The organism is Streptomyces odontomachicola, assembly GCF_039605595.1.
In the GTDB taxonomy this organism is placed as follows: Bacteria; Actinomycetota; Actinomycetes; order Streptomycetales; family Streptomycetaceae; genus Streptomyces.
In genome coordinates this window covers 56,319-82,134 of the sequence record NZ_JBCFOK010000005.1, presented here as the reverse complement: position 1 = coordinate 82,134, position 25,816 = coordinate 56,319, and the positions used below count along the sequence as shown (strand labels likewise).

Sequence of the window (25,816 nt, the reverse complement as noted above, 5' to 3'; positions counted from 1 at the left end):
ACAATGGAACGCATGCCCTCCGTACTGCCCGATGGCGAGCCCGTGCCCGAGGACGGCTCGCTGCCGAGCGAAGCGCTCGGTTCCGGCGCCCCGCTCGGCTTCTACCTGCACGTTCCGTACTGCGCGACCCGCTGCGGCTACTGCGACTTCAACACCTACACCGCCGACGAGCTGCGCGGCCCGGGCGGCGCCGTCGCCTCGCGGGAGACGTACGCGGCGACGCTGGCCGAGGAGATCCGGCTGGCGCGGAAGGTGCTGGGCGACGATCCGCGGCGGGTCTCGACGGTGTTCGTGGGCGGGGGCACGCCGACGCTGCTGCCCGCGTCCGATCTGGCGTACGCGCTGGGCGTGATCCGCGAGGAGTTCGGGCTCGCTGACGACGCCGAGGTCACGACCGAGGCCAATCCGGACTCGGTGACCGCGGAATCGCTGGCCGAACTGCGCGAGGGCGGCTTCAACCGGATCTCCTTCGGCATGCAGAGCGCCCGGCAGCACGTGCTGAAGGTGCTGGAGCGCACGCACACGCCCGGGCGCCCCGAGGCGGCCGTCGCGGAGGCGCGGGCCGCGGGCTTCGGGCACGTCAACCTCGATCTGATCTACGGCACGCCCGGCGAGACCGACGCGGACTGGCGGGCCACGCTGGAGGCGGCGCTCGGCGCCGGGCCCGACCACATCTCGGCGTACTCGCTGATCGTCGAGGAGGGCACGCGTCTCGCGGCGCGCATCCGGCGCGGCGAGGTGCCGATGACGGACGACGACGTGCACGCCGACCGCTATCTGATCGCCGAGGAGATGCTGACCGCCGCGGGTATGAGCTGGTACGAGGTGTCCAACTGGGCCTCTGCGGGCGATCCCTCGGCACGCTGCCGGCACAACGAGCTGTACTGGACCGGGGCCGACTGGTGGGGTGCGGGGCCCGGGGCGCACAGTCATGTGGGCGGGGTGCGGTGGTGGAACGCGAAGCATCCGGCCGCCTACGCGCAGGCGCTCTCCGAGGGGCGGTCGCCCGGGGTGGGCCGCGAGATCCTCTCGCCGGAGGACCGCCGGGTCGAGCGCATCCTCCTGGAACTCCGCCTGCTGGAGGGCTGCCCCCTGTCCCTCCTGGCCCCCGAGGGCGAGGCCGCCGCCCACCGAGCCCTCTCGGAGGGCCTCCTCTCCCCCGCCGCCTACGAGGAGGGCCGAGCATCCTTGACCCTCAAGGGCCGCCTCCTGGCAGACGCCTTGACCCGAGACCTGGTCGATTGAACCCACTGAGGTGTGGGCGGTCGTTCCGCTGGGGCGGAACGGGCGGGCACACCGGAACCGCCAGCCGCGAGGCCCCGTCCCCACGCACCCAAGTCCCGCGCTCGGCGCGGGCGTTCACGGGGCTGCGCCCCGGGCCCCCGTTGGCAACGTGGTTGCGCAGGAGCAGGGGGCGCAAGTCCGGTTGTGCCCACCCTCCCCCAAGCTCTCCGGCTTCGCTCCGAGCAGGGAGGTACCCCCCTCGCCCCAGCGGAACGACTGCCCACAACCTCGCGGGGGGGGGAGGAGGAAGCGCCCAGCCGGGGCGCAGCGGTCAGGCGGGGCGCCTCACAGTTCGTCGGTCTGCAGGACCAGCATGGCCAAATCGTCCGCCGGCGGCGTCGGCGCGAAGGCGTGGACCGCGCGGCGGATGTACTCCGCCGTCGCCCCCGCGTCACGGCCCGCGCACGCCGAAAAGGCCCGCGCCAGCCCCTCCCCGTCGTCGAACTGCCGCGCCCCCGACCTCCGCTCCGTCACCCCGTCCGTGACGCACAGCAGCGTCTCCCCCGGCGCCAGCCGGAAGGACCCGCTCTCGTACGCCACATCGTCCACCACCCCCAGCAGCAGCTGGGGAACGGCCGCCGCCCGCACCTCGCCGGACACCGACCGGACCAGCGGCAGCGGATGCCCCGCGCACACCAGCGTGCAGTCGGCGCCGCCGCCCTCGGACGCCGGGCGCGGGGCGAGTTCGCCGTACAGCAGGGACAGGAAGCGCGCCTGCTCGCCCACTTCGCGGTTGAGCCGGTTGAGGACCTCGGGCACCGCGTACCCCTCCCGCGCCAGCAGCCGCAGCACCGGCCGGGCCAGGCCGGTGACCAGCGCCGCCTCGGGCCCGTTCCCGCACACGTCGCCCAGCGCGAAGCGCCAGCGCCCCTCCGGCGTACGGAAGAAGTCGTAGAAGTCGCCGCCCGCCCACGAGCCCTCGCCCGCGGGCTCGTACACGACCGCGGTCTGCACGCCGGGGATGGCCACCTCGTCGCTCGGCAGCAGCCCGCGCTGGAGCACCCGGCTGATGGTGGCCTGGCGGGTGTAGCGGCGGGCCGAGAGCACGGCCAGCGCCACACGGCGCGCGAAGTCCTCAACTATCGCGAGGACTTCGTCCGCGATCCGCACCTGCCCCGAGCGGCCGATGGCCAGCGAGCCGACCGGCCTGCCGCCCACCACGAGCGCGCACACGGCGGCCGCGCCGCCGGGCCCGTACGCGCTGGGCTCGCCCGGCCACGGCAGCGGCACCGCCTGCCCGGGGACCCGGGAGGGCCGCAGCGGCGGCGGCGTACGGTCCAGCGCGGCGCGCAACTCATCGAGCCGGCTCTCCCGCAGGTGCCAGACCCGGGCCAGCCGCGGCGGCGCCTGCTCGGCCGGGTCCTGGAGCCACACGGCGCACCAGTCCGCGAACCTGGGCACCATGAGCTGCCCGGCCAGCGAGGCCACCATCTCCTCGTCGGTCTGCCCGGCCAGCATGTCGGACGCCTCGGCGAGGAAGGACAGCGCGCCGTGGCTGACCCAGTGCGAACCGCTCCCGTGCGCACCGCTCCCGCGCGGCCCGGCCTCGTGCGGACCCGCGTGCGCTCCGGCCTCCACGCCCTCCGGGATCACGAAGTGCCCCGAGACCGGGGCGAGCAGCGCGCCGGTGCCGTCGGTCGTCGCCAGGTCGAGGACGGCGGGGCCCAACGGCGCGCGGTCCTCGCCCAGTTCGAGCCGGAACCAGACGGTCTTGCGGGTGCGCCGGTAGCTGACGCCCCACTCGTCGGCGAGCCCGGCGACCAGCCGCAGCCCGTGCCCGTACGCCTCCTCGGCGGGGCCGCGGCCCTGGGTGAGCACGGCGCGCGAGGGGTGCAGGTCGGAGATCTCCGCGACCAGGGCGCAGCCCTCGTACCGGCACGCCAGGCCCACGGCGGTGCCCGCGTGCACCACGGCGTTCGTGACCAGCTCGCTGACCAGCAACAGCGCGTCGTCCACCGGCGGCCCGACGAGGCCCCAGCCCTCCAGCGCGGTGCGCACGAAGCCGCGGGCGGCCGATGCCGCCAGGGAGTTCCCCGGCAGCTCGGTACGCACCTCGGCGCGCACACCCTCGGCACTCCGCACGCCCTCGGCGCTCCGCACGGCGTCCGCGCCGCGCACGGCATCCGCGCCCCGCGCCTGCTCCGCGTCGTGGGCCGCCCCGGCCGCGCGTACCTGCGGTGCGGCCGCCGGGTCGCGTTGCCCAGGAATCGTCCCCACGTACTGCTCCCCCTCGGACTCGTGGACTCGGCGGGCCGCGGCCCGCGGAGCCTGAGGCTCGGGTAACCACCTATCACTCGGCCGCCGTCCGTTTGGCACTTTCTGGCATTGCACCCGGGGCGCCAGGCCAAGAGTGACAGACTGACCCGGCTCGTACGCATCGAGTTACGGAAGTGATGGGCCTGCCCATGGCTACAGAGACACCAGCGGTGCCTGACGGGACATGGGTGCACGCTTCCGACCTCCGGCCCCTGCTCGCGACCCTGCACGCGCTGCGGGACGGAGAGTTCGGCACGCGGGTCCCCGCACCTCCTCCCGGGGAGTACGGAGACCTGGACATCCGCACTCAGTTGACCGACGCGGTCAACCAGATCGCCGCCCGCACCCAGCACCTGTCCACCGAACTGCGCAGCGTGCACCGCGGCGTGCTGCGGCACGGCAGGACCGGCGAGCGGCTGCGCGAGAGCCCGGGCCGGGGGGAGTGGGCGGACATGGTGCACGCCTGCAATTCGCTCCTGGACGCCCTGCTCACCTCCCGTACCGACGCCACCCGCGTGCTGGCCGCCGTGGCCGACGGCGATCTCTCGCAGCGCGTGCACCTCTACAGCGGCGGCCGCCCGCTGCGCGGCGAACTCCGCCTGCTGGGCCGCACGGTGAACCGCATGACCGACCAGCTCTCGCTCTTCACCAGCGAGGTCACGCGCGCCGCCCTGGAGGAGGACGGCGAGGCGCCCCGCCGCCCCGGCGACCGGCACACCACCGTGCGCAACCTCTCGGGAAGCTGGCGCGACGCGGCCGAGGCGGTCAACCAGATGGTCTCCGACCTGCGCGAGACCACCCGCGCCAAGGAGTGGCTGGAGTCCAACATCACCCGGCTCGCGGCCCTGATGCAGGGCAGGCGCGATGTGCGGGACGTCGCCGAGCTGATCATGCGGGAGCTCCCGCCGCTGGTGGACGCCCAGTTCGGCGCGTTCTTCCTCGCCGAGCCACCGGAGGCGGAGTCCTCGCCGCGCCCCGAGCAGCTCTCGTACGTCGCCGGGTACGGCAACTCCGCGCACCAGCTCGGCGAACCCCCGCTGCCCGGCACCCCGGGGCACGGGCTGATCGCGCAGGTCGCCGAGCAGCGCCGCAGGATCCTGCTCACCGAGGTGCCGCCCGGCTATCTGCCGATCGCCTCGGGCCTGGGTGCCGCGTCACCGGCCTGCGTGGTGATCCTGCCGGTGCTGTACGAGGAGAGGGTGCTGGGCGTGGTCGAGCTCGCCTCGTTCAGCGCGTTCAGCGACATCCATCTGGCGTTCTTCGACCAGTTCGTGCACACGATGGGCGTGGCCCTGCACACCATGCGGGCCAACACCGAACTCTCCGAGAAGGCGGCCCTGTTGGCGGCCTCCTCGCAGTACAAGTCGCAGTTCCTGGCGAACATGTCGCACGAGCTGCGCACGCCGCTCAACTCGCTGCTGGTGCTGGCCCAGCTCCTCGCGGACAACGAGGCGGGCAACCTCTCCGAGAAGGAGGTCAGGTTCGCGCGCACCATCTACCGCGCGGGCAACGACCTGTTGCAGCTCATCAGCGACGTACTCGACCTGTCGAAGATCGAGGCGGGCAGGATGGACGTGCACCCGCAGCGGCTCCCGCTGCTCAAGCTGCTCAACTACGTGCACGACACCTTCCGTCCCGTCGCGCTCGACCGTGGGCTCGGCTTCTCGGTGAGCGTCGCCGAGAACGCGCCGCGCGAACTGCACGCCGACGAGCGGCGGATCCAGCAGATCCTGCGCAATCTGCTCTCCAACGCCTTCAAGTTCACCGCCGAGGGCACCGTGCGGCTGCACGTCGGGACGCGGCAGGCGGAGGACGGGGAGCAGGAGCTGACCTTCGCGGTCTCGGACACCGGCATCGGCATCGAGCCGGCCCGGCTGCCGTACATCTTCGAGGCGTTCCAGCAGGGCGAGGCCTCCACCCACCGCACCTTCGGCGGCACCGGGCTCGGCCTCTCCATCAGCCGGGAGCTCGCGGGGCTGCTCGGCGGCCGGATCACGGTGGAGAGCACACCGGGCGAGGGCAGCGTGTTCACGCTGCAGATGGCGCTCACCCACCCGTCGGACGCCGCACCGGCGGGACCGGCCGAGGCGTCGGCGGCTGAGGGCGTGCCGCAGCTTCCGGAACAGCAGTCGCGGCCCGGGGTCGCCGCGTGGACGGCGCACTCGGAGCGCTCCCTCACTGCGCCCGAGGCGATCGTTCCGGCGCCCGACGAGGTGCCGGGACTCGCCGCCTGGCGGGAGGGGCGGGCCGCCGAAGTGCTGGACGGCGCGCGGGTGCTGATCGTGGACGACGACGTGCGCAACGTGTTCGCGCTGACCCAGGTGCTGGGCCGGGTCGGCATGACCGTGCGCTATGCCGAGAACGGCAGGGACGGCATCGAGAGCCTGGACCTCGACCCCGCGGTCGACGTGGTCCTGATGGACATCATGATGCCGGTGATGGACGGCTACGAGGCGCTGCGGGAGCTGCGGGCCGACCCCCGCTTCGCCGCGCTGCCGGTGATCGCGCTCACCGCGCAGGCGATGCCGGGGGACAGCGGGCAGTCCCTCGCGGCCGGTGCCTCGGCCTATGTGCCCAAGCCGGTGCAGACGGGCCGGCTCCTGGAGACGATGCTCGCACTGCTCGACCCGCAATCACCTTCCGCGAGGCAGAGATGACGAACGGGACCCACACGACGGACGGGACCACGAGGGGCGAGGGGACAGCGGAGTTCGCCCCCTGCGAGGAGGATGCGGGAATCCTGCTCGTCGACGACATGGAGGACAACCTGGTCGCGCTGGAGGCCGTGCTGGGCGCGCTGGACGTGCCGCTGGTGCGGGCCACCTCGGGCGAGGAGGCGATGAAGGCGCTGCTGCGCCAGGAGTTCGCGCTGATCCTGCTCGACGTGCTGATGCCGGGCATGGACGGCTTCCAGACCGCCTCCCACATCAAGCGGCTCGACCAGACCAAGGACGTGCCGATCATCTTCCTGACCGGCGCGGAGTCGGCGAACGACGCGGGCTACGCGTTCCGCGGCTACGCCACGGGCGCCGCCGACTACCTGACCAAGCCCTTCGACCCGTGGGTGCTGCGCACCAAGGTCTCGGTCTTCCTCGACCTGCACCACAAGAACCGCCAGCTCCGCCGCCTGTTGGAAGACGAACGAGGCCGCCTGGCGGCCTTCGCCGACCGCCTGGACGCGGTGGAATCCGCGCTGTCCGACGACAGCGCGGACCTGGCCCACCGCGTGGACGAGATGGCCCACACGCTCCGGGAGCTCAGCGAGGAGCTGCACGGCTACTAGCCGAGCGGGGCGCCCTCGCCTCACGCCGCGCAGCGCGCCCTCACGCTGCACACTCACGCCGCGCAGCGGCATTCACGCCGCCCGCGCGCCCTCGTACATCTCCTCGATCAGGTCGCCGAACTCGCGCTCCACCACGGGGCGCTTGAGCTTGAGGCTCGGGGTGAGTTCGCCGTGCTCGATGTCCAGGTCGCGCGGCAGGATGCGGAACTTCTTGATGGTCTGCCAGCGCTGGAGCGTGCCGTTCAGCTCCTCCACGTACCCGTCGATCAGCTCCCGCACCTGGTCGGAGGCCACGACCTCGGCGTACGGCCTGCCCTTGAGGCCCTCCTGCTCCTCGGCCCAGCCCATCAGCGAGGGCTCGTCGAGGGCGATGAGGGCGGTGCAGTAGTTCCGGTCGGCGCCGTGCACCAGGATGTTGGAGACGTACGGACACAGGGCCTTGAACTGGCCCTCGACCTCGGCGGGCGCGATGTACTTGCCGCCCGAGGTCTTGATCAGGTCCTTCTTGCGGTCCGTGATCTTGAGGTAGCCGTCGTCGGACAGCTCGCCGATGTCGCCGGTGTGGAACCAGCCGTCCTCCTCCAGGACCTCGGCGGTCTTCTCCGGCAGACCGTGGTAACCCGCCATGATGCCGGGGCCGCGCAGCAGGACCTCGCCGTCCTCCGCGATGCGCACCTCGGTGCCGGGCAGCGGCTTGCCGACGGTGCCGGTGCGGTAGGACTCCCCCGGGTTCACGAAGCTGGCGGCGCTGGACTCGGTGAGCCCGTACCCCTCCAGGATGTGGATCCCGGCGCCGGCGAAGAAGAAGCCGATCTCCGGTGCCAGCGCGGCCGAGCCCGAGACGCAGGCGCGCAGTCTCCCGCCGAACGCCTCGCGCAGCTTCGCGTACACCAGCCGGTCGGCCACCGCGTGCTTGGCCTTGAGGCCCGCGGGCGCCGAATGCACGCCGGTGCGGCGGAAGTTGTCCTGGGTGACCTTGGCGTACTCGCGGGCGACGCCGGCCGCCCACTGGAAGATCTTGTACTTGGCCGAGCCGCCGGCCTTCGCCTTCGCGGCCACGCCGTTGTAGACCTTCTCGAAGATCCGCGGCACGGCCGCCATGTAGGTCGGCTGCACCACCGGCAGATTCTCGATGATCTTGTCGACCCGCCCGTCCACGGCGGTGACGTGCCCGACCTCGATCTGGCCCGCGGTGAGCACCTTGCCGAAGACGTGCGCCAGCGGCAGCCACAGGTACTGCACGTCCTCGGGGGTGACGAGTCCTGTCGTGGAGATCGCCTTCGCCATGTACGACCAGCAGTCGTGCGGCAGCCGTACGCCCTTCGGCTTGCCGGTCGTGCCGGAGGTGTAGATCAGCGTCGCGAGCTGGTCGGAGCGCAGCGCGGCCACCGTCTCGGTGATCGCCTCCGGGTGCTTCTCCCGGTACGCCGTGCCCCGCTTCTCCAGCTCGGCCAGGGTCAGCACCCAGCCCTCGGGGTCGTCCTGCGCGTTCTCCTCGGCGCCCGCGGGGTCGATCAGCACCACATGGGCCAGCTCGGGGAGCTCGGCGCGGCGCTCGCGCACCTTGTCGAGCTGCGAGACGTCCTCGGCGATCATCACCCGGCTCTCGGAGTCGGCCAGGATGTACGCCGTCTCCTCGGTGTTGGTGCTGGGGTAGACCGTGGTGGTGGCAGCACCGGCACACAGCACGCCCAGGTCGGAGAGGATCCACTCCACCCGCGTGTTGGAGGCGATGGCCACCCGCTCCTCGGGCCGCACGCCGAGGTCCATCAGCCCCGCCGCGATGCCGTAGACGTGCTGCGCCGCCTCGGCCCAGCTGTACGAGCGCCACTCGTCGGGGCCCTCGCCCGAGGCCGGCGGCACCGGATAGCGGTAGGCCTCCGCTTCCGGGGTGGCCTCCACCCGCTCCAGGAAGAGCGTCGCCACGGAGGGCGGCCGGTTCTCGATCAGGGATTGTGCGTCGCTCACGACATCCTCCGGGCCCACAGCACCTTTGCTTCTTGACTCACGAGTAACTCTTGAGTCCGGTCAGCCTAGGCGCCCGAGTCCGCTCGCGTAAGGGGGTCGGAGCAGGCCGCTGCCCGGCGCCTCCGGATCACCGCTTGATCGTCACATCCTCTGCGGGGCGCGGGCGCGGCACGGGGCCGTACGGGAGCGTCGTACGAGGCGCGGGGGCCCGGACGCGGGCGGACAGCGGAAAGCCCCGGGCCGTCCCGTACGGCCCGGGGCTCACTCACGTGCTGGGGCAGGCGGCTACTTCTTGCCCTTCGCCTCGCTGCCCGAGGAGGCGCCCTCGTCCGTGGAGAGCGCGGCGATGAAGGCCTCCTGCGGGACCTCGACGCGGCCCACGACCTTCATGCGCTTCTTGCCCTCCTTCTGCTTCTCCAGCAGCTTCCGCTTACGCGAGATGTCGCCGCCGTAGCACTTGGAGAGCACGTCCTTGCGGATCGCGCGGACCGTCTCGCGCGCGATCACGCGCGCGCCGATGGCCGCCTGGATCGGCACCTCGAACTGCTGGCGCGGGATGAGCTCGCGCAGCTTGTTCGCCATGCGGGTGCCGTACGCGTACGCCTTGTCCTTGTGGACGATCGCGGAGAAGGCGTCCACCTTGTCGCCCTGGAGCAGGATGTCGACCTTCACCAGATCGGCGTGCTGCTCGCCGCTGGGCTCGTAGTCCAGCGAGGCGTAGCCGCGGGTCTTGGACTTCAGCGCGTCGAAGAAGTCGAAGACGATCTCCGCGAGGGGCAACGTGTAGCGCAGCTCCACGCGGTCCTCGGAGAGGTAGTCCATGCCCTGCATGTTGCCGCGCCGGGACTGGCAGAGCTCCATGATCGCGCCGACGAACTCGCTCGGGGCGATGAGCGTGGCCTTCACCATGGGCTCGGACACCGTGTCCACCTTCCCCGTCTCGGGGAACTCGGTGGGGCTGGTGACCGTGTACTCGCTGCCGTCCTCCATGTGCACCGTGTAGATCACGTTCGGCGCGGTGGCGATCAGGTCGAGGCCGAACTCGCGCTCCAGGCGCGCCCTGATCACCTCCAGGTGCAGCAGCCCGAGGAAGCCCACGCGGAAGCCGAAGCCGAGCGCCGCCGAGGTCTCCGGCTCGAAGGTGAGCGCCGCGTCGTTCAGCAGCAGCTTGTCGAGCGCGTCGCGGAGCAGCGGATAGTCCGAGCCGTCCATCGGATACAGCCCGGAGAACACCATGGGCTTGGGGTCCTTGTACCCGGGCAGCGGGTTCTCGGCGCCCTTGGTGAGCTGGGTGATGGTGTCGCCGACCTTGGACTGGCGGACGTCCTTCACACCGGTGATCAGATAGCCGACCTCGCCGACGCCGAGGCCGTCCACCGGCGTCATCTCGGGCGAGTTCGTGCCGATCTCCAGCAGCTCGTGCTGCGCGCCGGTGGACATCATCCGGATCTTCTCGCGCTTGCCGAGATAGCCGTCCACGACCTTGATGTACGTGACGACCCCGCGGTACGCGTCGTACACCGAGTCGAAGATCATCGCGCGGGCCGGCGAGTCCGCCTCGCCGACCGGGGCCGGAACCTGCTTCACGACCTCGTCGAGCAGCTCCTCGACGCCCTCGCCGGTCTTCGCCGAGACCTTCAGCACGTCCTCGGGCTCGCAGCCGATGAGGTGCGCGAGCTCGGCGGCGAACTTCTCGGGCTGGGCCGCGGGCAGGTCGATCTTGTTGAGCACCGGGATGATCTGGAGGTCGTGCTCCATCGCCAGGTAGAGGTTGGCGAGGGTCTGCGCCTCGATGCCCTGCGCGGCGTCGACCAGCAGGATGCAGCCCTCGCAGGCGGCGAGGGAGCGGGAGACCTCGTAGGTGAAGTCGACGTGGCCCGGGGTGTCGATCATGTTCAGCACATGCGAGCTGTCCTTGGCGTCCGTGGGCGCCCAGGGCATGCGGACCGCCTGGGACTTGATCGTGATGCCGCGTTCGCGCTCGATGTCCATGCGGTCGAGGTACTGGGCACGCATCTGCCGGTCCTCGACGATCCCGGTGAGCTGGAGCATCCGGTCGGCGAGCGTCGACTTGCCGTGGTCGATGTGCGCGATGATGCAGAAGTTGCGGATCAGCGCCGGGTCGGTGCGGCTCGGCTCCGGCACGTTCGATGGGGTCGCGGGCACTCAGGGTCCTGTCGGGTCGCTGCGTCGGTTCACGTCGGTCCCCCCATGGTCCCATGAGCGCGGGGCGCCGAAGGGATTGGGAGGCCGCGGAGGCCCACTGGTAGCCTTGGCGGCTGTGCCTGCTGTGGTGTCCCTCCGGGGAGAGCGGCAGGACGGAACGGAAATCATCGAACCGTAAAGGCTCTTTCGTGGCGAACATCAAGTCCCAGATGAAGCGGATCAAGACCAACGAGAAGGCGCGTCAGCGCAACAAGGCGGTCAAGTCCGAGCTCAAGACGGCCATCCGCCGTACCCGCGAGGCCGTCGCCGCCGGCGACAGCGCGAAGGCCCTGGAGGCCCAGCGCATCGCGGGCAAGAAGCTCGACAAGGCCGTCAGCAAGGGCGTTCTGCACAAGAACAACGCGGCCAACAAGAAGGCTGCCCTCGCGTCGAAGGTCGCCACCCTCAAGGGCTGACCCGCTTGCATCGGGGCCGGAGCGATCCACGGCGGGCCCTCTCATTCCGCCGCGCACCGGCCCGCAGAGATACCGTGCGCCGCACGCGGCCTGCGTTCGCCACGCGGGTGCGGCGCTGAGGATATCGCCTCGCGATTTCTGTAACGGAGCCCCCGTTCTCCACCCTTCCCCAGGGTGGGAGCGGGGGTTTCGTGCGTGCGGCGCTTCGCGCCGTGGCCGCCGCGCTGTCGGGCACTTCTGCGTACACCCGCCCCCTGCGTTGTGGGCAGTCTGCGCCAGGGGCGCAGGGTGGGCACAGCGCAGAAGCGCAAGCCGCGCCCGCCAGCGCATCGCAACCACACGATCACGGGGCCGGGCGCGCGTCAGCGCGACCGCGCTGCCCCCGCGATGGTGATCACCGCCTGCTCCAGCGCGTACTCCGGATCGTCGCTGCCGCCCTTGACCGCCGCGTCGGCCCGCGCGACCGCGCCCAGCGCCGTGGCCACCCCGTCAGCCGACCACCCCCGCATCTGCTGCCGCACCCGGTCGATCTTCCACGGGGGCATGCCCAGCTCGCGGGCCAGATCGCCGGGGCGCGCCCCGCGCGGGGCCGAGGCCAGCTTGCCGATCGCGCGCACGCCCTGCGCCAGCGCGCTGGTGACCAGCACGGGAGCCACCCCGGTGGACAGCGCCCAGCGCAGCGTCTCCAGCGCCTCCGCCGCGCGGCCCTCCACCGCGCGGTCGGCGACGGTGAAGCTGGAGGCCTCCGCGCGGCCCGTGTAGTACTTCCCGACCACCGCGTCGTCGATGGCGCCCTCGACGTCGGCGGTCAACTGCTTGCAGGCGGAGGCCAGCTCGCGCAGATCGCTGCCGATCGCGTCGACCAGGGCCTGGCACGCCTCGGACGTGGCCGAGCGCCCGAGGGCGCGGAACTCGCCGCGCACGAAGGAGAGCCTGTCGGCCGGCTTCGTCACCTTCGCGCAGGCGACCTCGCGGGCACCGGCCTTGCGCGCCGCGTCCAGCAGGCCCTTGCCCTTGGCACCGCCCGCGTGCAGCAGCACCAGCGTGATCTCCTCGACGGGCGCGCCGAGATACGCCTTGACGTCCTTGACGCTGTCGGCGGCGAGATCCTGGGCGTTGCGCACCACGATGACCTTGCGCTCGGCGAACAGCGAGGGGCTGGTCAGCTCGTCGAGGGTGCCCGGCTGGAGGTCGGAGGAGAGCATGTCGCGCACGTCGGTGTCGGGGTCGGCGGCGCGCGCCGCCGCCGTCACCTGCTGCACGGCGCGGTCGAGCAGCAGGTCCTCCTGCCCCACGGCCAGGGTCACGGGCGCGAGGGGATCATCGGTGTTCTTGCGGTTGGCGGCCATCGCGTCAAGCATCCCATGCACCACCGACAGCACGGCCTCCCGGACAATGGCCCGGTGACTGACGTACGACACATCCTGGTGCTGCCGGACCGCGAGGCGGCGGAGGAGCTGGCCGAGGAACTGGTGGAGGGCTTCGGGCTGCCGGAGGAGCCGCGCCCCGTGCGGGAGGCGCTGGCCGGCGAGGACGACGCGGAGGACGCGCAGTGGCTGCTGGTCCTGGAGGACCCGCCGGCGCGCCTCGGCCCGGCGGAACTGGAGTCGCTGGCGGAGCTGGCCGAGAAGTACGACGGGTGGCTGGAGCGCGAGTAGCCCCGAGGCCGGAGGCCGCGCCCCCGTGAGCGCGTAGTGGCTTCGCGCTCGCGGGCCTGCGGCCCGTGCGGTCCCCTCGGCAGGGCCGGCCGCCCGCCGCCAACTCCCGGCGAACAACGGGTGAAACCCCTTCGGCGCGGCCCCGACTCGCCCTCTTCTGACCTACGTTGACCGGTCCGTGGAGGTCCGTGGACGCATGCGACGGGGGTCGGTGCCGTGGGTGGCTGGGACTGGTGGAACGCCGAGAACGTCATAGCGGTGGGCGGCGCCGTCGTCGGCGTGCTCGCCACCGTGGGCGTGCTGGCGTACGAGCGGCTGATGCCGGGCAACAAGCGCATCGGCTACCGGGTGCAGATGGACGCGCCGGTCGGCGGCGACCGGCAGAACGGGCAGGCCGACGTGCGGCTCGGCCTCTTCGGCGAGGCCCCGGAGATGTCGGACGCCTCGCTCGTGCTGCTCAGGATCGAGAACGACGGCCTGCGCGCGATCGGCTACGACGACTACACCTCGCCCGAACTCACCGGCCTCACCGTGACGTTCGAGGGCCGCACCGTGACCGGTGTGGCGGTGACCGAGCCCAGTTCCGACCACTTGATGACGCACTTCGGCCCGCTGGGCGGACTGCGCCACGAGGGCGGGGTCATCCACGTACCGAAGGTGCCGCTCAACCGCGGCGAGCACTACAAGCTGCTGGTGCTGCTCACCGGCGCGGGCGTCGGCGACGCGGTCACGGTGAGCGGCGGCATCGAGGAGGGCGCGGTCAAGCGCAACCGCCGCCTCCAGCGTCCGAGCAACCGGATCTTCGCGCTGATCGGCCTGCTGTCGCTGCTGCTCGTCGCCGAGCCCCTCGTCCTCACGCTGGGCGGCCCGCAGCCGACGCCTGCGGGCTGCGCGAAGGGGCGTCTTGAAGTGACCGGGTCCACCGCGTTCGCGCCCGCGCTGAAGGAGGCGGCGGCCGCGTACGAGAAGGAGTGCCCCGGCTCGCACATCACGGTCCGCGCGCAGGGCAGCGGCACGGGGCTGCGCGGGCTCGTCGAGAAGGGGCAACAGACGGACCCCGAGAAGTCGCCCCCGCTCATCGCCTTCTCCGACGGCCCCAAGCCCCCGGGCCATCCGGAACTGCAGGAGCGACGGGTGGCGACGTCCCTGTTCACGATGGTCGTCAACGAGCGCGCCGGGGTGCGGAATCTGAGCACGGCCCAAGTGCGGCGGATCTACGCGGGCAAGGTGCGCAACTGGAAGGACCTGGACGGCAACGACGTACCGGTGCGGCTGGTCAGCCGGGGCTTCGAGTCCGGCACCCGCGAGGTGTTCCAGCGCCGGATACTGGACCGCAGGGCCGAGCCGACCCAGTCCTCGCGCGACTGCGTACGCAGGGAGTACGAGGCTCCGGCGGTGCGCTGCGAGGTGGGCAGCACCCAGGAGGTGCTGCGCACGGTCGCCGACGTGCCGGGCGCGATCGGCTACGCGGAGGCCGCGACGGCGAAGCCCCAGGGCCTGCGCCGGCTGCGGCTGGACGACCGCGCGGCGACCCCGGAGGCGGTGCGCGACGGGCGGTATCCGTACCGCGAGACCGAGTACGCGTACACCTACCGCAGCCCTTCGCCCTCCTCGCTGACCTCGCAGTTCCTCACATATCTGACCCAGAGGAACGGCACCGCCGCCGTACGCCGCCACGGTCATCTGCCATGCGGGTACGCGGAGAACCAGGCTCTCTGCGCGCGGTGAATCCCCTGCGGGCGGCGAGTCCCTTGCGGGGGCGGGCGGCGAGCGCGGTGCGCCCGGTCGCGCCGCGGCTGTTTTCGGCCAACTAGTCGGCGGTACGGGGGCGGGGGAATCCGCCGCGGTGCCCGGCGCGAAGAGGGGGTACCGGTGTGCGCCCGCACGCCGGACTCCTTCGCAAGGGACATGGCGATGTCGACAGTACGGACCGGCCGCCTCCGCGCCGGGGCGCTGCTGACCGGGGGAATCGCGCTGGTGGCCACCTCGGTGGTCACCGGGACGGCCACGCTCGGGCCCGCCCCGGCCACCGCGTCCAGCCACCGCGAGGCGCCGCTGATCTCGGGTCAGCCGGAGTACGACAACACCGATGTGTACGCCTTCACCAGCCCGGACAAGCCGGACACCACCACGCTGGAGGCCAACTGGTGGCCGTTCGCCGAGGCGGCGGGCGGGCCGAACTTCTACAAGTTCCCCAAGGACGCGCGCTACCAGATCCACATCGACAACACCGGGGACGGCCAGTCCGAGCTGATCTACCGCTGGACCTTCAAGGAGAGCTACCGCTCCGGGGACACGTTCCTCTACAACACCGGCCCGGTCACCTCGCTCGACGACCCGAACCTCAACTACCGGCAGACGTACGACCTGCAGCTTCTGCACTTCGACGACGGCAGGCTCACCCGCACGGACACCCTCGCGAACGACGCGCCCATCGCGCCGTCGAACGTGGGCAAGGCGTCCATGCCGCAGTACGACCAGCTCAAGCAGCAGGCCGTGCGCCGGCTGGGCACCGGGGGCAAGTCGTTCGTGGGCCAGGCCGACGACCCCTTCTACCTCGACCTGAGGGTCTTCGACCTGCTGTACGGCGGCAACCTGTCGGAGGTCGGGAACGACACGCTCAAGGGCTACAACGTCAACACCGTGGCACTCCAGGTGCCCACCAAGGAGCTCACGGCCGGCCCCGACAAGCCCACGATCGGGGTGTGGAGCACCACCGAGCGGCGCACCGCCGACAACGGCTGGAAGCAGGTGTCCCGACTGGGCGCGCCGCTGGTGAACGAGGTCGTCGTGCCGGTGAAGGACAAGGACAGGTTCAACGCGTCCACGCCGTGGAAGGACGCGCAGTTCGCCCCGTACGTCAGGGACCCCGAACTGGCCCGGCTGCTGGAGAAGTTCTACAAGATCAAGGCGCCGAAGACGCCGCGCAAGGACCTGGAGCAGGTCTTCCTCACCGGCGTTCCGGGCCTCAACCAGCCCAAGAACGGGCGCCCTTACGAGGCTCTGCGGCTCAACACCTCCATCAAGCCCACGCAGCAGCCCAAGCGGCTCGGCGCGCTGGACGGCGACACCGCGGGCTACCCCAACGGCCGCCGCCTCACCGACGACGCGGTCGACATCTCGCTCCAGGCCGTGGCCGGTGAACTGGCCGGCCAGAAGAACGACCTGGGCGACGCCGTGAACGCCAACGACAAGCGCTTCGACGACGTCTTCCCGTACGTCGCCTCCCCGCACTCCGGCTCACGCGGCCCGGTGGCGAAGCCCGGGGGCAAGGGGGCAGACAAGAGCGCGGACACGAGTGCCAGTAAGGGCAGCAGCGCCACCGCCCTGAACGGGGGCCGGGAGGCGCTGACCGGCTCCCGGCAGAAGCAGGGGCAGGACAACGACGGTCAGCTGCTGCTCGTCTCGGTGCTGAGCGGCGGCGCCGCCGCACTGCTGGTCACCGGCACCGGACTGGTCTGGTGGCGGCGCCGTCGCGGCAGCGGAACACCATGACCATCCGGCGCCGGAGCCTCCGTTCGGGGACGGGGGCCGAGGGGCGGCGGGCCAGGGGGAAGCCCGCCGCCCCACATCCCGGCACTTCGCGCACGGCGGGGCGCACCGCCGTGCGCGGCGCGCTCCTCGCCACCGCACTGGCCGTCCTGCTCACCCTCACGGCCTGGGCCCTCGGCCTGCCCGTCCCCGGCACACCCGGCACCGACCGGGACTCCGGGGCCCCGGCGGCGCGCGGCGGCACGTCCTCCTACGCCGCCGCGGTGCCACCCGCGGGAACCGGCCTCGACCAGCACCTCACCTCCCTCGTACGCCATCTGCGCGAGCAGCCACGGGACGCCCCGGGCTGGGCCGCCCTCGGCGCGGGCCGCGTCGAACTGGCCCGCCGCACCGCCGACCCCACCCTCTACACCCAGGCCGAACGCGCCCTGGACCGTTCCCTCGCCCTGCGCCCCGCCGCCCGCAACGACGCGGCTCTGGCGGGCCGGGCGGCCCTCGCCGCCGCGCGGCACGACTTCCCGTCCGCGCTGCGCCTGGCCCGCCGCTCCCTCGCCGTGAACCCGTACGGCGAACTCGCCCTGGCCATCCGCGTGGACGCCCTGGTCGAGCTCGGCCGCTACGGGCCCGCCCACCGCGCCGCCCTGCGCGCCGACGCGCTGCGCCCCGGCATCCCCGCGTTCTCCCGGCTCGCCTACGTACGCGAGCTGCGCGGCGAACGCGGCGCCGCCCGCGAGGCCCTGACCGTCGCCGCCCGCTCGGCCGAGAGTCCCGCCGACGTGGCGCAGACCTCCACGGCGCTCGGCGAACTCGACCGCGCCGAGGGCCGCTCAGCCGCCGCCCTGCGCCACTACGCGCGAGCCCTGCGCGCCGACCCCGGCAACCTGCCGGCCCTGCTGGGGCGGGGCCAGGTACGCGCCGCCGAGGGCCAACTGCCGGGCGCGATACGGGACATCCGCGCCGTCGTCGCCCGGCAACCGCTGCCCGCACACCTCGTCCTGCTCGGCGAGCTGTACGCGGCGAACGGCCGGCCCGCCGCGGCGCAGCGGCAGTACGGACTGCTCGGCGCCTGGGTCAGGGTCGCCCGCGCCAACGGGGTCAGCACGGATCTGGACACCGCGCTGGCCGCCGCCGACCACGGGGACCGCCGCGAGGCGCTGCGCGCCGCCCGCGCCGAGTGGCACCGGCGGCACACCGTCCACACGGCCGACGCCCTGGCCTGGGCGCTCCACCGGAACGACAGGGACACCGCGGCGCTCCCGCTGATCCGCGCGGCCACGGAACGGGGCTACAGGAACGCGATGTTCCTGTACCACCGCTCCCGCATCGAGCACTCCCTCGGCGAGGAGGGCCCGGCCCGCGCCCACGCACACTCCGCGCTGGCCCTGAGCCCCGCGCTCTCCCCGCAGGCGCGGGGAGAGCTGGAGCGTGAAGGGTCGCCGGGTGCGGCATGGGGCTCGGCTCCCGGGGCGACTCCCGGTGCGGCTCCGGGCGCGGCTCCGGGTGGAGCCCGGCAGCACGGGGTCGTCCGGTGATCGGGGGCGTGGTGCGGCGTGAGTGGTTGCGGCGCCGCTGGGCTCGGCGTGGCTGTGTGCTGTTGCTGGTGTTGATCGCCTCCTTGGTGTGCGGGACCGCGCAGGCGCCTGCCGCCTCCGCGCATCCGCTCGGGAACTTCACCGTGAACTCCTACGACGGCATCACCCTCTCCCCCGCCCTCCTGCGCTCCGACCATGTCGAGGACCTGGCCGAGATCCCCGCGGCCCAGGTGAAGGCGCGCTCCGGTGCCGAGCTCGCCGCGTGGGCGCGGGGCACCTGTGCACGGGCGGCGCATCGCGCGCGGGTCCACGCCGACGGGCGCGTCCTGCCTGTGACCTCGACGAACGGTCGCGCCGCCGCCCAACGCCGCCCCGGCCAGGCCGGGTTGGCCACGCTGCGCCTGGAGTGCGAACTGACCGCGCACCTCCCTTCGACGCCCTCCGCGCTGCGCATCACGACCGGCATGGGCGCCGGCGAACCCGCGGGTCCCGGCTGGCGCGAGATCACCGCCCGCGGCGACCGCGTACGGCTGGGCCCCACCGCTCCCCCGGCACACTCCGCGTCCGCCCGCCTCACCCACTATCCGGACGGCCTCCTCTCCACACCGCGCCGCCAGCACACGGCCGCCTTCTCCGTACGCCCCGGCGGCCCGGCGCTCAGCCCCGATGCAAGGGCCGGCGCCGGCGGGGGCACCGAACAGGGCAACCCGGCGGGGGTGTTGGGGCGCGGAGCCGACGGGCTGACCCAGAAGTTCACCGGGCTCATCGGCGGTCACCGGCTGAGCCTCGGCTTCGCGCTGCTCGCGCTGGCGGGCGCCGCCGTACTCGGCGCGGGCCACGCGCTCGCCCCCGGCCACGGCAAGACCGTGATGGCCGCCTACGCGGCGACCCGCACCCGCAACTCCCTCCGCGCGGTACTGCGGATCGGCGCCGCGGTGACGGTGACCCACACCGCAGGGGTACTGGTGCTCGGCGCGCTCGTACTCGGCGGCTCGCAGATCACGCCGGTGGCGCTTCCGTGGCTGACCGTGCTGAGCGGGGTGGTCGTCGCCGTGGCGGGCGGGCTGCTGCTCCGCCGCGCGCTGCGCACACGCCATCCCCACCATCACGGCCATCACCACCACGGACACGGCGAGGGCCATGGCCACCGGCACGACCACGGTCATGGCCACGGTCGTCAACACGGCACCCGGGACGGCCTGTTGCTGGGCTTCGCCGGCGGGCTGGTGCCGAGTCCCTCGGCCGTGGTGGTGCTGGTGGGGTCCAGCGCGCTCGGGCAGCTTTGGTTCGGCTTCCTGCTGGTGACGGCCTACGGGGCGGGGCTGGCGTTCACCCTGGTGGTCGTGGCGGTGCTGCTGGGGCGGGTCGGCAAACGACTGGCCGGCGCCATGCCCCGGCACGAGCGCGTCTTCGGTGTACTGCACAGGAGGGGCCCCGCCGCCACGGCCGCACTCGTCGTGCTGCTGGGCGCCTACCTGGCGATTCAGGGGGTCGCGAGATTGCCGTGAGCGGTACGGCGTGGGGTCGGGGCCGTGGGGGTTGGGCTTGCGACGTCGGGCTCCACGCCGGGTCCCGCGCCGGGACGTGGTCCAACTGCTCGGCTGCAACGGACCGTTGAGGGGACCAGCGCCGCCACCGGTTTCGGTTCCAGGACCGGCATCGGGACCAGGAGCGCCGCCCGGCCTCTCCGCCGCTCCCCTCTCCGTCACGAAGACCGGGGCCGCTCCCGGGGCGGGGACCGTGACGGCCACGGCGCCGTTCCGGTCGGTGCGGGCCACCGCCGCACCCGCGGCGCGCAGCGCCCGGAGCGTACTCGGCGCCGGGTGCCCATAAGGGTTTCCGGCACCACAACTCACCAAGGCGAGACGAGGACGGGCGCGGGCGAGCAACCCCGCGTCCTGCCGCGCCGAACCATGGTGCGCGACCTTCAGCACATCCGCGGGCGGCAACGCCGGGTACGCCGACAACAGCCCCCGCTGCGACGGCGGTTCCAGATCCCCGGCCAGCAACAGGGTGAGCCCGGGCGCGCGTACGTACAGCGTCACACTGGCGTCGTTGGCCCCCTCCTCGACGGCCCTCCCGGCCGTGTCCTGGCCCGGCTCTTCCCCTGCCAGGGCAGGAGTGTCGGACTCGGGCGGCCACAGCACCGTCCACGCCAACTCGCCCGCGCGGCGCCGCTCTCCGGCCCGCGCCGCGGTGAGCGGGATGCCGTGGCGGCGGACGAGAGCGCGTACGGATGTGGCCTGCTCCGGAGGGTCGTCGACGGGCGAGGTGACGACCTCGCCGACGGACCGGCCCCGCAGCACCCCGGGCAGCCCCGTCACGTGATCGGCGTGGAAATGCGTCAGCAGCACCATCTGCACCGAGGTCACGCCGAGCGTCCGCAGGCAGCGGTCCACGCTCTCGGCGTCGGGGCCCGCGTCGACCACGACGGCGGTGCCGGGCTCACCCGTGGCCAGCACCAACGCGTCGCCCTGTCCCACATCGCAGGCCACGAACCGCCAGTGCGCCGGAGGCCATCCGGTCAGCGGCCGCACCAGCGGCGCGGGGCGCAGCACGGCCAGGAGCAGCAGCAACCCCAGGACCGCGCACAGCACGGGACGCCTGGGCACCCGTAGCCGCACGGCGCACAGCACGGCCACGACCGTGAGCGCCGCGAGGGACAGGCCGCCCCACCAGCCGCCGGGCCATGCGAGGTCGGCGCCGGGGAGGCCGGCTCCGGCGCGGGCGATGGCCGCCACGCCGCTCGTGGGCCAACCCGCGGTCCACGCCAGCGCCTTGGCGAGCGGCATCGCCCAGGGAGCCGCGGCCAGCGTGGCGAAGCCCAGCACCGTGGCCGGCGCCACGGCGAACTCGGCCAGCAGATTGCACGGCACGGCCACCAGGCTCATGTGCGCGTCCAGCACCGCGACCACCGGCGCGCACACGGCCTGCGCCGCGCAGGCGGCCGCGAGGGGCTCGGCGAGCCTGCCCGGTACGCCGCGGCGGCGCAGCGCCGCGCTCCACCCCGGCGCGACCGTCAGCAGCGAACCCGTCGCCAGCACGGAGAGCAGGAACCCGAAGTCGACGGCCAGCCACGGGTCGTGGAGCACCAGCAGCAGCACGGCGGCGGCCAGCGCGGGCAGCAGTGATCTGCGCCGCCCGGTGACCAGCGCGACCAGGGTGAGCGCGCCGCACGCCGCGGCCCGCAGCACACTGGGGTCGGGGCGGCACACCGCCACGAAGGCAAGGGTGAGCAGGCCGCCCCAGGTGGCGGTTCCTCGCAGCGAGAGGCCCAAGAGGGGTGCCAGCCCTCTCCTTTCGGCACGTTGCGCGGTACCCGGCGGGCCGAGCAGCAGGGCGAGGACGATGGTGAGGTTGCTGCCGCTGACGGCGGTCAGGTGCGCCATGTCGGTGGTGCGGAAGTCCTCGGCGAGGTCGGCGGGCAGGCGGGAGGTGTCACCGACGACCAGCCCCGGCAGGAGCCCGCGCGCGTCCCGGCCCAGCCCGTCGGCCGCCCTGCGCAGACCCGACCGCAGCGCCCCGGCGTTGCGCTGGAGGAACGAGGGAGCCCGGACGATGTGCGGCGGCTCGTCGCCGCCGACTCGCAGTACGGCCGCGATGTCCTGGACCGGTGCCCTCCCCAGCCCCTTCCCGACCGGTGTGGCGAACCGTGCCTGGGCCCGCAGCCCCGTGGACGGCAGGAGGGACAGCCATTCGGCGTTCCGCGCTGGGCCGTTCCTCTGCTCGAGGATGACCAGCACCGGCGTACGGACGTCCTGGGCGCTCCCTCCGTTGCCGTCCGCCGCGATGCCGCGCGGGGTCACGCGGGTGACCTCGGCCTCGAAGAGGACCGTGCCCGGGGTGCGTTCGCTGCCCCGCACCTTGGGAGGGAGGAGCCGTGGGTCACTGGTGACCGTCAACTCGACGGTGCTGTCCTCGTACTGCCTGGCCAGGTGTGGCACCGGACCGCGCAACACCTCGGCCGCCCGTAACGCCGCCGCCCCGCCTCCCGCGGCCAGCCCGAGCAGCAGCACCGCCGCCGTCACGCACCGGCACTGACGGCGCCACGCCTTCGGGGCCAGCAACACCGCGGCGGCCGCGACGGACACCCCGGCCAGCACGGCCGCGCCCCACCCCGCCAGACAGAACCCGGCCACCGCGCCGGCCCACACCGCGAGCGCGACGGGCACCAGCCGCAGGTCGGGGGCGGTCTCGCGGGAGAAGCGGTAATCCTCTCGCGCGTGGGCCGCCGCCGCTTCGGTCGGGACGCTCCGGCTGCTGCCGCGTACGGCCCAATCCGCGTCCGCGCGGCCGCCGTTCACGGCGTGACCTGCGGTTTGAGGTCGGCGAACCGGCGTTCCCCGATCCCGTTCACCTTGTGGAGATCCTCCACGGAGGCGAAGCCGCCGTGCTGCGTGCGGTACTCGATGATGCGCTGGGCCAGCACGGGGCCCACGCCCGGCAGCGCGTCGAGCTGTTCGGCCGTCGCGGAGCCGAGGCTCACCTTTCCGCCCGGCGCTCCGGCGGCACCCGCCTGGCCTCCGGCCCCGCCCGCAGCGGGGCCGCCCGCTCCGAGACCGGCCGCTCCCGGAGCACTCGCTCCAGGACCGCTGGCCCCAGGGACCACCGCTCCGGGGCCGCCCGCTCCTGGTGGCGCCCCCACCACGATCTGTTCGCCGTCGACCAGGACCCGGGCACGGTTCAGGCCGCGCAAAGAGGCTCCGCTGCGTGGGCCGCCCGCCGCGGCGAGCGCGTCCTCGACCCGCGAACCGGACGGGAGCCGGTGCACGCCTGGCTCCCTGACCTTCCCTGCGACATCCACCACCACCCGCCGGGACGGCAGCCCGCCGGCCGGTCCCCCAGCGCTGGAACGGGCCCCGCCCCGCCCGGACTTGGGCCCGCCCTCCGCCACGGGCGCGGCGGGTGCCACGCGTGGAGCCGCCACGCTGCGCGGCCGTCCCGACCAGAAGTGCTGCACCGCGAAGCCGACGGCGAGCAGCAGCACGACCGCGAGTGCCAGCACGGTGCGCGGCTCCACCCCGAACCGCATGCGCAGCCACAACGCCCAGCGCTCCAGCGCACCGCCCTGCTGAGGCCGCAACGACGCGAGGGCGCCCGCGCCGCGCGGCTCGCTACACCGCTCGCTACGCGCGGGCGGCTTCAGCTCCGGCTCGGGAGCGGCGGGCCCGGAGCCCTCACTCGGCCCTTCCCCCGCGCTCCCGCCGCGCTCGCCCCGGGCGCCCCGCGCGTCCCGAGCGTCCCGAGCGTCCCGAGCGTCCCGAGCGTCCCGAGCGTCCCGAGCGTCCCGAGCGTCCCGAGCCTGCTGATCATCCCGTACGGCCCGAGCCTCCCGAACAACCCGCGCTTCCCGCGCAAGCCGCCGACTCCGCCCCTCCCGAACGGCCGCATACGCAGCAGCGATCGCCTCTTCCCGCGGCATGACGCCCTCATCCGGCGCGAAGCCCTCACGGGGGACGACGCCCTCCCGAGCGAGGGCTCCTTCGCGCGGCACGGTCCCTTCACGCGACACGACGACCCCGCCCGACGCGACCCCCTCGCGCGACAGGCCCCCTCCACGTGGCGCAGCCCCATCACGCGACGGAACGCCCTCATCCAGCACGAACCCCTCACGCGGACCGACGCCCTCGCGACCTAGGGCCCCTTCGCGCGACGCTGTCCCATCGCGCGGCAGGCTCCCTTCGCGTGGCGCAACCTCCCCGCCCGCCCCAGCAAGCAACCCCGCAGCCCGCTCCCCCGAAGACGCCCCATCCGCACATCCCGCGCCAAGACCCACGCGCCGCTTGGTCTCACGCCCCGCACCCCGCCGCATGCCCCCGTGACGCCCACCCGCACGGCCCCCACGACGGTCCCCCGCACGCTCCGTACCCGATCGAATGCTCATGCCGACCGACGCTACGGAGCTCGTCTCCCGTTAACTGATCTTGCTCAATTCCCGTGGACAACTCACGAGTTGTGGATAACTCCGTCACCCGCGCACGCACGCACCCACGCCCAAACACGCCCACACACCCACACGCACAAAGGCGCAGCCACCCCTCACCGAGGCGAGACCACCGCCCCCAGCAGCCCCGGCCCCGTATGCGCGCCGATGACCGCGCCGACCTCGCTGACGTGCAACTCCGCCAGTCCCGGCACCCGTTCGCGCAGGCCCAGGGCGAGGCGGTCGGCCCGTTCGGGGGCGGCAAGGTGGTGCACGGCGATGTCCACCTCGGCGCTCCCCGCCCGCTCGATCACGAGCTCCTCGAGGCGGGCTATCGCCTTGCCCGCCGTGCGGACCTTCTCCAGCATGCCGATCCGCCCCTCCGACAGCTCCAGCAGCGGCTTCACCGCCAGTGCCGAACCGAGGAGCGCCTGCGCCGCGCCGATGCGGCCGCCCCGGCGCAGATAGTCGAGGGTGTCGACATAGAAATACGCGGAGGTCCCCTCCGCGCGCTTCTCCGCCGCCGCGACGGCCTCGTCCAGGGAGCCGCCCGCCTCCGCGGCCTCGGCCGCCGCCAGCGCACAGAAGCCCAGGGCCATGGCGACCATCCCGGTGTCCACCACCCGCACCGGTACGGGTGCGTCGCGCGCCGCCACCAGCGCGGCGTCGTACGTACCGGAGATCTCCGACGAGAGGTGGAGGGACACCACGCCCTCGGCGCCCGCGCCGGCGGCGGCCCGATAGGCGTCGGCGAAGGTCTGCGGGCTGGGCCGCGAAGTGGTGACGGGGCGGCGCTCGCGCAGCGCGTCGGCCAGCGAACGGGCCGAGATCTCGCTGCCCTCCTCCAGCGCCTGGTCGCCGAGCACCACGGTCAGTGGCACGGCCTCGATGCGGTGCCGGTGCAGCGCCGCCTGCGGCAAGTAGGCCGTGGAATCAGTAACGATCGCGACATGGCGGGACATGCACAGGAGGCTACCGCCGACTCACGGTGCGCTCTGCGGACGCCCCTTGTCGAGGCGGGAGAAACCAGCCCGCGGGTCCGCCTGCTGCGAGCCCCAGGGCGACTGCTGCTCCTGCGGCTTCTCCAACTTGGGCCGCTCCTCGGCCCGCTCCCCGGGCTCGGCGCCCGAGCCCTGCGCGGCAGCCTGCTCCGCCGCGGCACGGTCCACTCCGGAAGCCCCGGAAGACCCGGAAACTCCGGAAGCCCCGGAGGACTGCGGCTCGGACGCACCCGCGCCCGACCCCGAATCCCGCACGCTCTCCCAGTGCCGCAACGCACCCGACTCGATCTCGATCTGGCGCCGCAGCGACTCCAGGCCCTCCTGGTCGTACTGCCGCGAGCGGTCCTGGGCCGCGTGCCGCAGGGAGTCGGCGGACTCCTTGATCCCGGCGACCTGCTCCCGCGCCTCGGGCAGCCGCTGTGCGATGCGCGCCTTGTCCGGCTCGCGGTCCATCAGCGTGCCGAGCTCGCGATCCAGGTGGCGGGCGTGGTCGTGCAGCCGGTCCAGCAGTCCCAGCGCCTCTCGCAGCGAGGGGTCGGAGGCGACCCCCGCCTCCAGGGCGCGCCGGGTGTTGTCTATGGAGGAGCGCAGCTCGAGGCGGGTGCGCGCGACCTCGCCGACCGGTCCTGGCTGGTAGCTCTTGGCGCGCAGCGTCGTGTCCTCGACGGACCGCCGCACCTGTGTGCCGGTGCGCTCCACGCCGCGCTGGAGAGCGCGGACGGCCTTCACCGTCACGAAGACGCCGGCCGCCACGAACAGCACGATGAGCAGCGCAATCACCGCGATCGCCTCTCCCAC

Annotated in this window: 15 protein-coding genes; 7 read left to right on the top strand and 8 right to left on the bottom strand. The window is 73.2% G+C overall.

Features of this window, described 5'->3' with window-relative positions; translation table 11 throughout:
• Positions 1–12 precede the first annotated feature (12 nt).
• Positions 13–1,245: a radical SAM family heme chaperone HemW gene (gene hemW, locus ABEE00_RS10390; protein WP_345745047.1), complete on the top strand. Its 1,233-nt coding sequence runs from the start codon at positions 13–15 to the stop codon at positions 1,243–1,245.
• A 324-nt stretch (positions 1,246–1,569) separates the two neighbouring features.
• On the opposite strand, the gene ABEE00_RS10385 is transcribed toward hemW, so the two are convergent.
• On the bottom strand, positions 1,570–3,501 hold the full coding sequence (locus tag ABEE00_RS10385; RefSeq protein ID WP_451918540.1) for a SpoIIE family protein phosphatase: 1,932 nt from the start codon (positions 3,499–3,501) through the stop codon (positions 1,570–1,572).
• Between the two features lie 176 nt (positions 3,502–3,677).
• On the opposite strand from ABEE00_RS10385, the gene ABEE00_RS10380 reads away from it, so the two are divergent.
• Entirely contained in the window at positions 3,678–6,197 is a 2,520-nt protein-coding gene (locus ABEE00_RS10380; RefSeq protein WP_451918556.1) for an ATP-binding protein, read from the top strand.
• 98 nt (positions 6,198–6,295) lie between these two features.
• Positions 6,296–6,823: a response regulator gene (locus ABEE00_RS10375; RefSeq protein WP_451918555.1), complete on the top strand. Its 528-nt coding sequence runs from the start codon at positions 6,296–6,298 to the stop codon at positions 6,821–6,823.
• A 72-nt stretch (positions 6,824–6,895) separates the two neighbouring features.
• Here the strand turns inward: ABEE00_RS10375 and ABEE00_RS10370 are convergent, their stop codons facing one another.
• Entirely contained in the window at positions 6,896–8,791 is a 1,896-nt protein-coding gene (locus ABEE00_RS10370) for an AMP-dependent synthetase/ligase (protein WP_345745044.1), read from the bottom strand.
• Between the two features lie 285 nt (positions 8,792–9,076).
• Positions 9,077–10,957, bottom strand: a complete 1,881-nt coding sequence (lepA, locus tag ABEE00_RS10365; protein ID WP_345745043.1) for a translation elongation factor 4 — start codon at positions 10,955–10,957, stop codon at positions 9,077–9,079.
• A 188-nt stretch (positions 10,958–11,145) separates the two neighbouring features.
• Between lepA and rpsT the strand changes: the two genes are divergently transcribed.
• Entirely contained in the window at positions 11,146–11,412 is a 267-nt protein-coding gene (rpsT, locus tag ABEE00_RS10360) for a 30S ribosomal protein S20 (RefSeq protein ID WP_345745042.1), read from the top strand.
• A gap of 362 nt (positions 11,413–11,774) precedes the next feature.
• On the opposite strand, the gene holA is transcribed toward rpsT, so the two are convergent.
• Positions 11,775–12,761: a DNA polymerase III subunit delta gene (holA, locus tag ABEE00_RS10355; protein ID WP_345745416.1), complete on the bottom strand. Its 987-nt coding sequence runs from the start codon at positions 12,759–12,761 to the stop codon at positions 11,775–11,777.
• A 54-nt stretch (positions 12,762–12,815) separates the two neighbouring features.
• Between holA and ABEE00_RS10350 the strand changes: the two genes are divergently transcribed.
• The 3 genes from ABEE00_RS10350 (at position 12,816) to ABEE00_RS10340 (ending at position 16,565) form a co-directional block, all read left to right on the top strand.
• Entirely contained in the window at positions 12,816–13,070 is a 255-nt protein-coding gene (locus ABEE00_RS10350) for a hypothetical protein (protein WP_345745041.1), read from the top strand.
• A 216-nt stretch (positions 13,071–13,286) separates the two neighbouring features.
• Positions 13,287–14,798 carry a PstS family phosphate ABC transporter substrate-binding protein gene (locus ABEE00_RS10345; RefSeq protein WP_345745040.1) on the top strand — a complete coding sequence of 504 codons (1,512 nt, stop codon included), beginning with the start codon at positions 13,287–13,289 and terminating at the stop codon, positions 14,796–14,798.
• 180 nt (positions 14,799–14,978) lie between these two features.
• Positions 14,979–16,565 (top strand): DUF4331 domain-containing protein, encoded by a 1,587-nt coding sequence (locus ABEE00_RS10340; RefSeq protein ID WP_451918539.1) that lies wholly within the window; start codon positions 14,979–14,981, stop codon positions 16,563–16,565.
• Between the two features lie 1,282 nt (positions 16,566–17,847).
• Here ABEE00_RS10340 and ABEE00_RS35805 read toward each other — a convergent pair.
• From ABEE00_RS35805 to ABEE00_RS10315, 4 genes are all read right to left on the bottom strand, one after another.
• Positions 17,848–22,398 carry a ComEC/Rec2 family competence protein gene (locus ABEE00_RS35805; protein ID WP_451918538.1) on the bottom strand — a complete coding sequence of 1,517 codons (4,551 nt, stop codon included), beginning with the start codon at positions 22,396–22,398 and terminating at the stop codon, positions 17,848–17,850.
• Positions 22,395–23,177, bottom strand: coding sequence for a ComEA family DNA-binding protein (locus ABEE00_RS10325; RefSeq protein ID WP_345745037.1), 783 nt, complete (start codon positions 23,175–23,177; stop codon positions 22,395–22,397). The genes ABEE00_RS35805 and ABEE00_RS10325 overlap by 4 nt, the downstream gene beginning before the upstream one ends.
• Positions 23,178–24,133: 956 nt before the next feature.
• Positions 24,134–24,979: a DegV family protein gene (locus ABEE00_RS10320; RefSeq protein ID WP_345745036.1), complete on the bottom strand. Its 846-nt coding sequence runs from the start codon at positions 24,977–24,979 to the stop codon at positions 24,134–24,136.
• 21 nt (positions 24,980–25,000) lie between these two features.
• Entirely contained in the window at positions 25,001–25,816 is an 816-nt protein-coding gene (locus tag ABEE00_RS10315; protein WP_345745035.1) for a hypothetical protein, read from the bottom strand.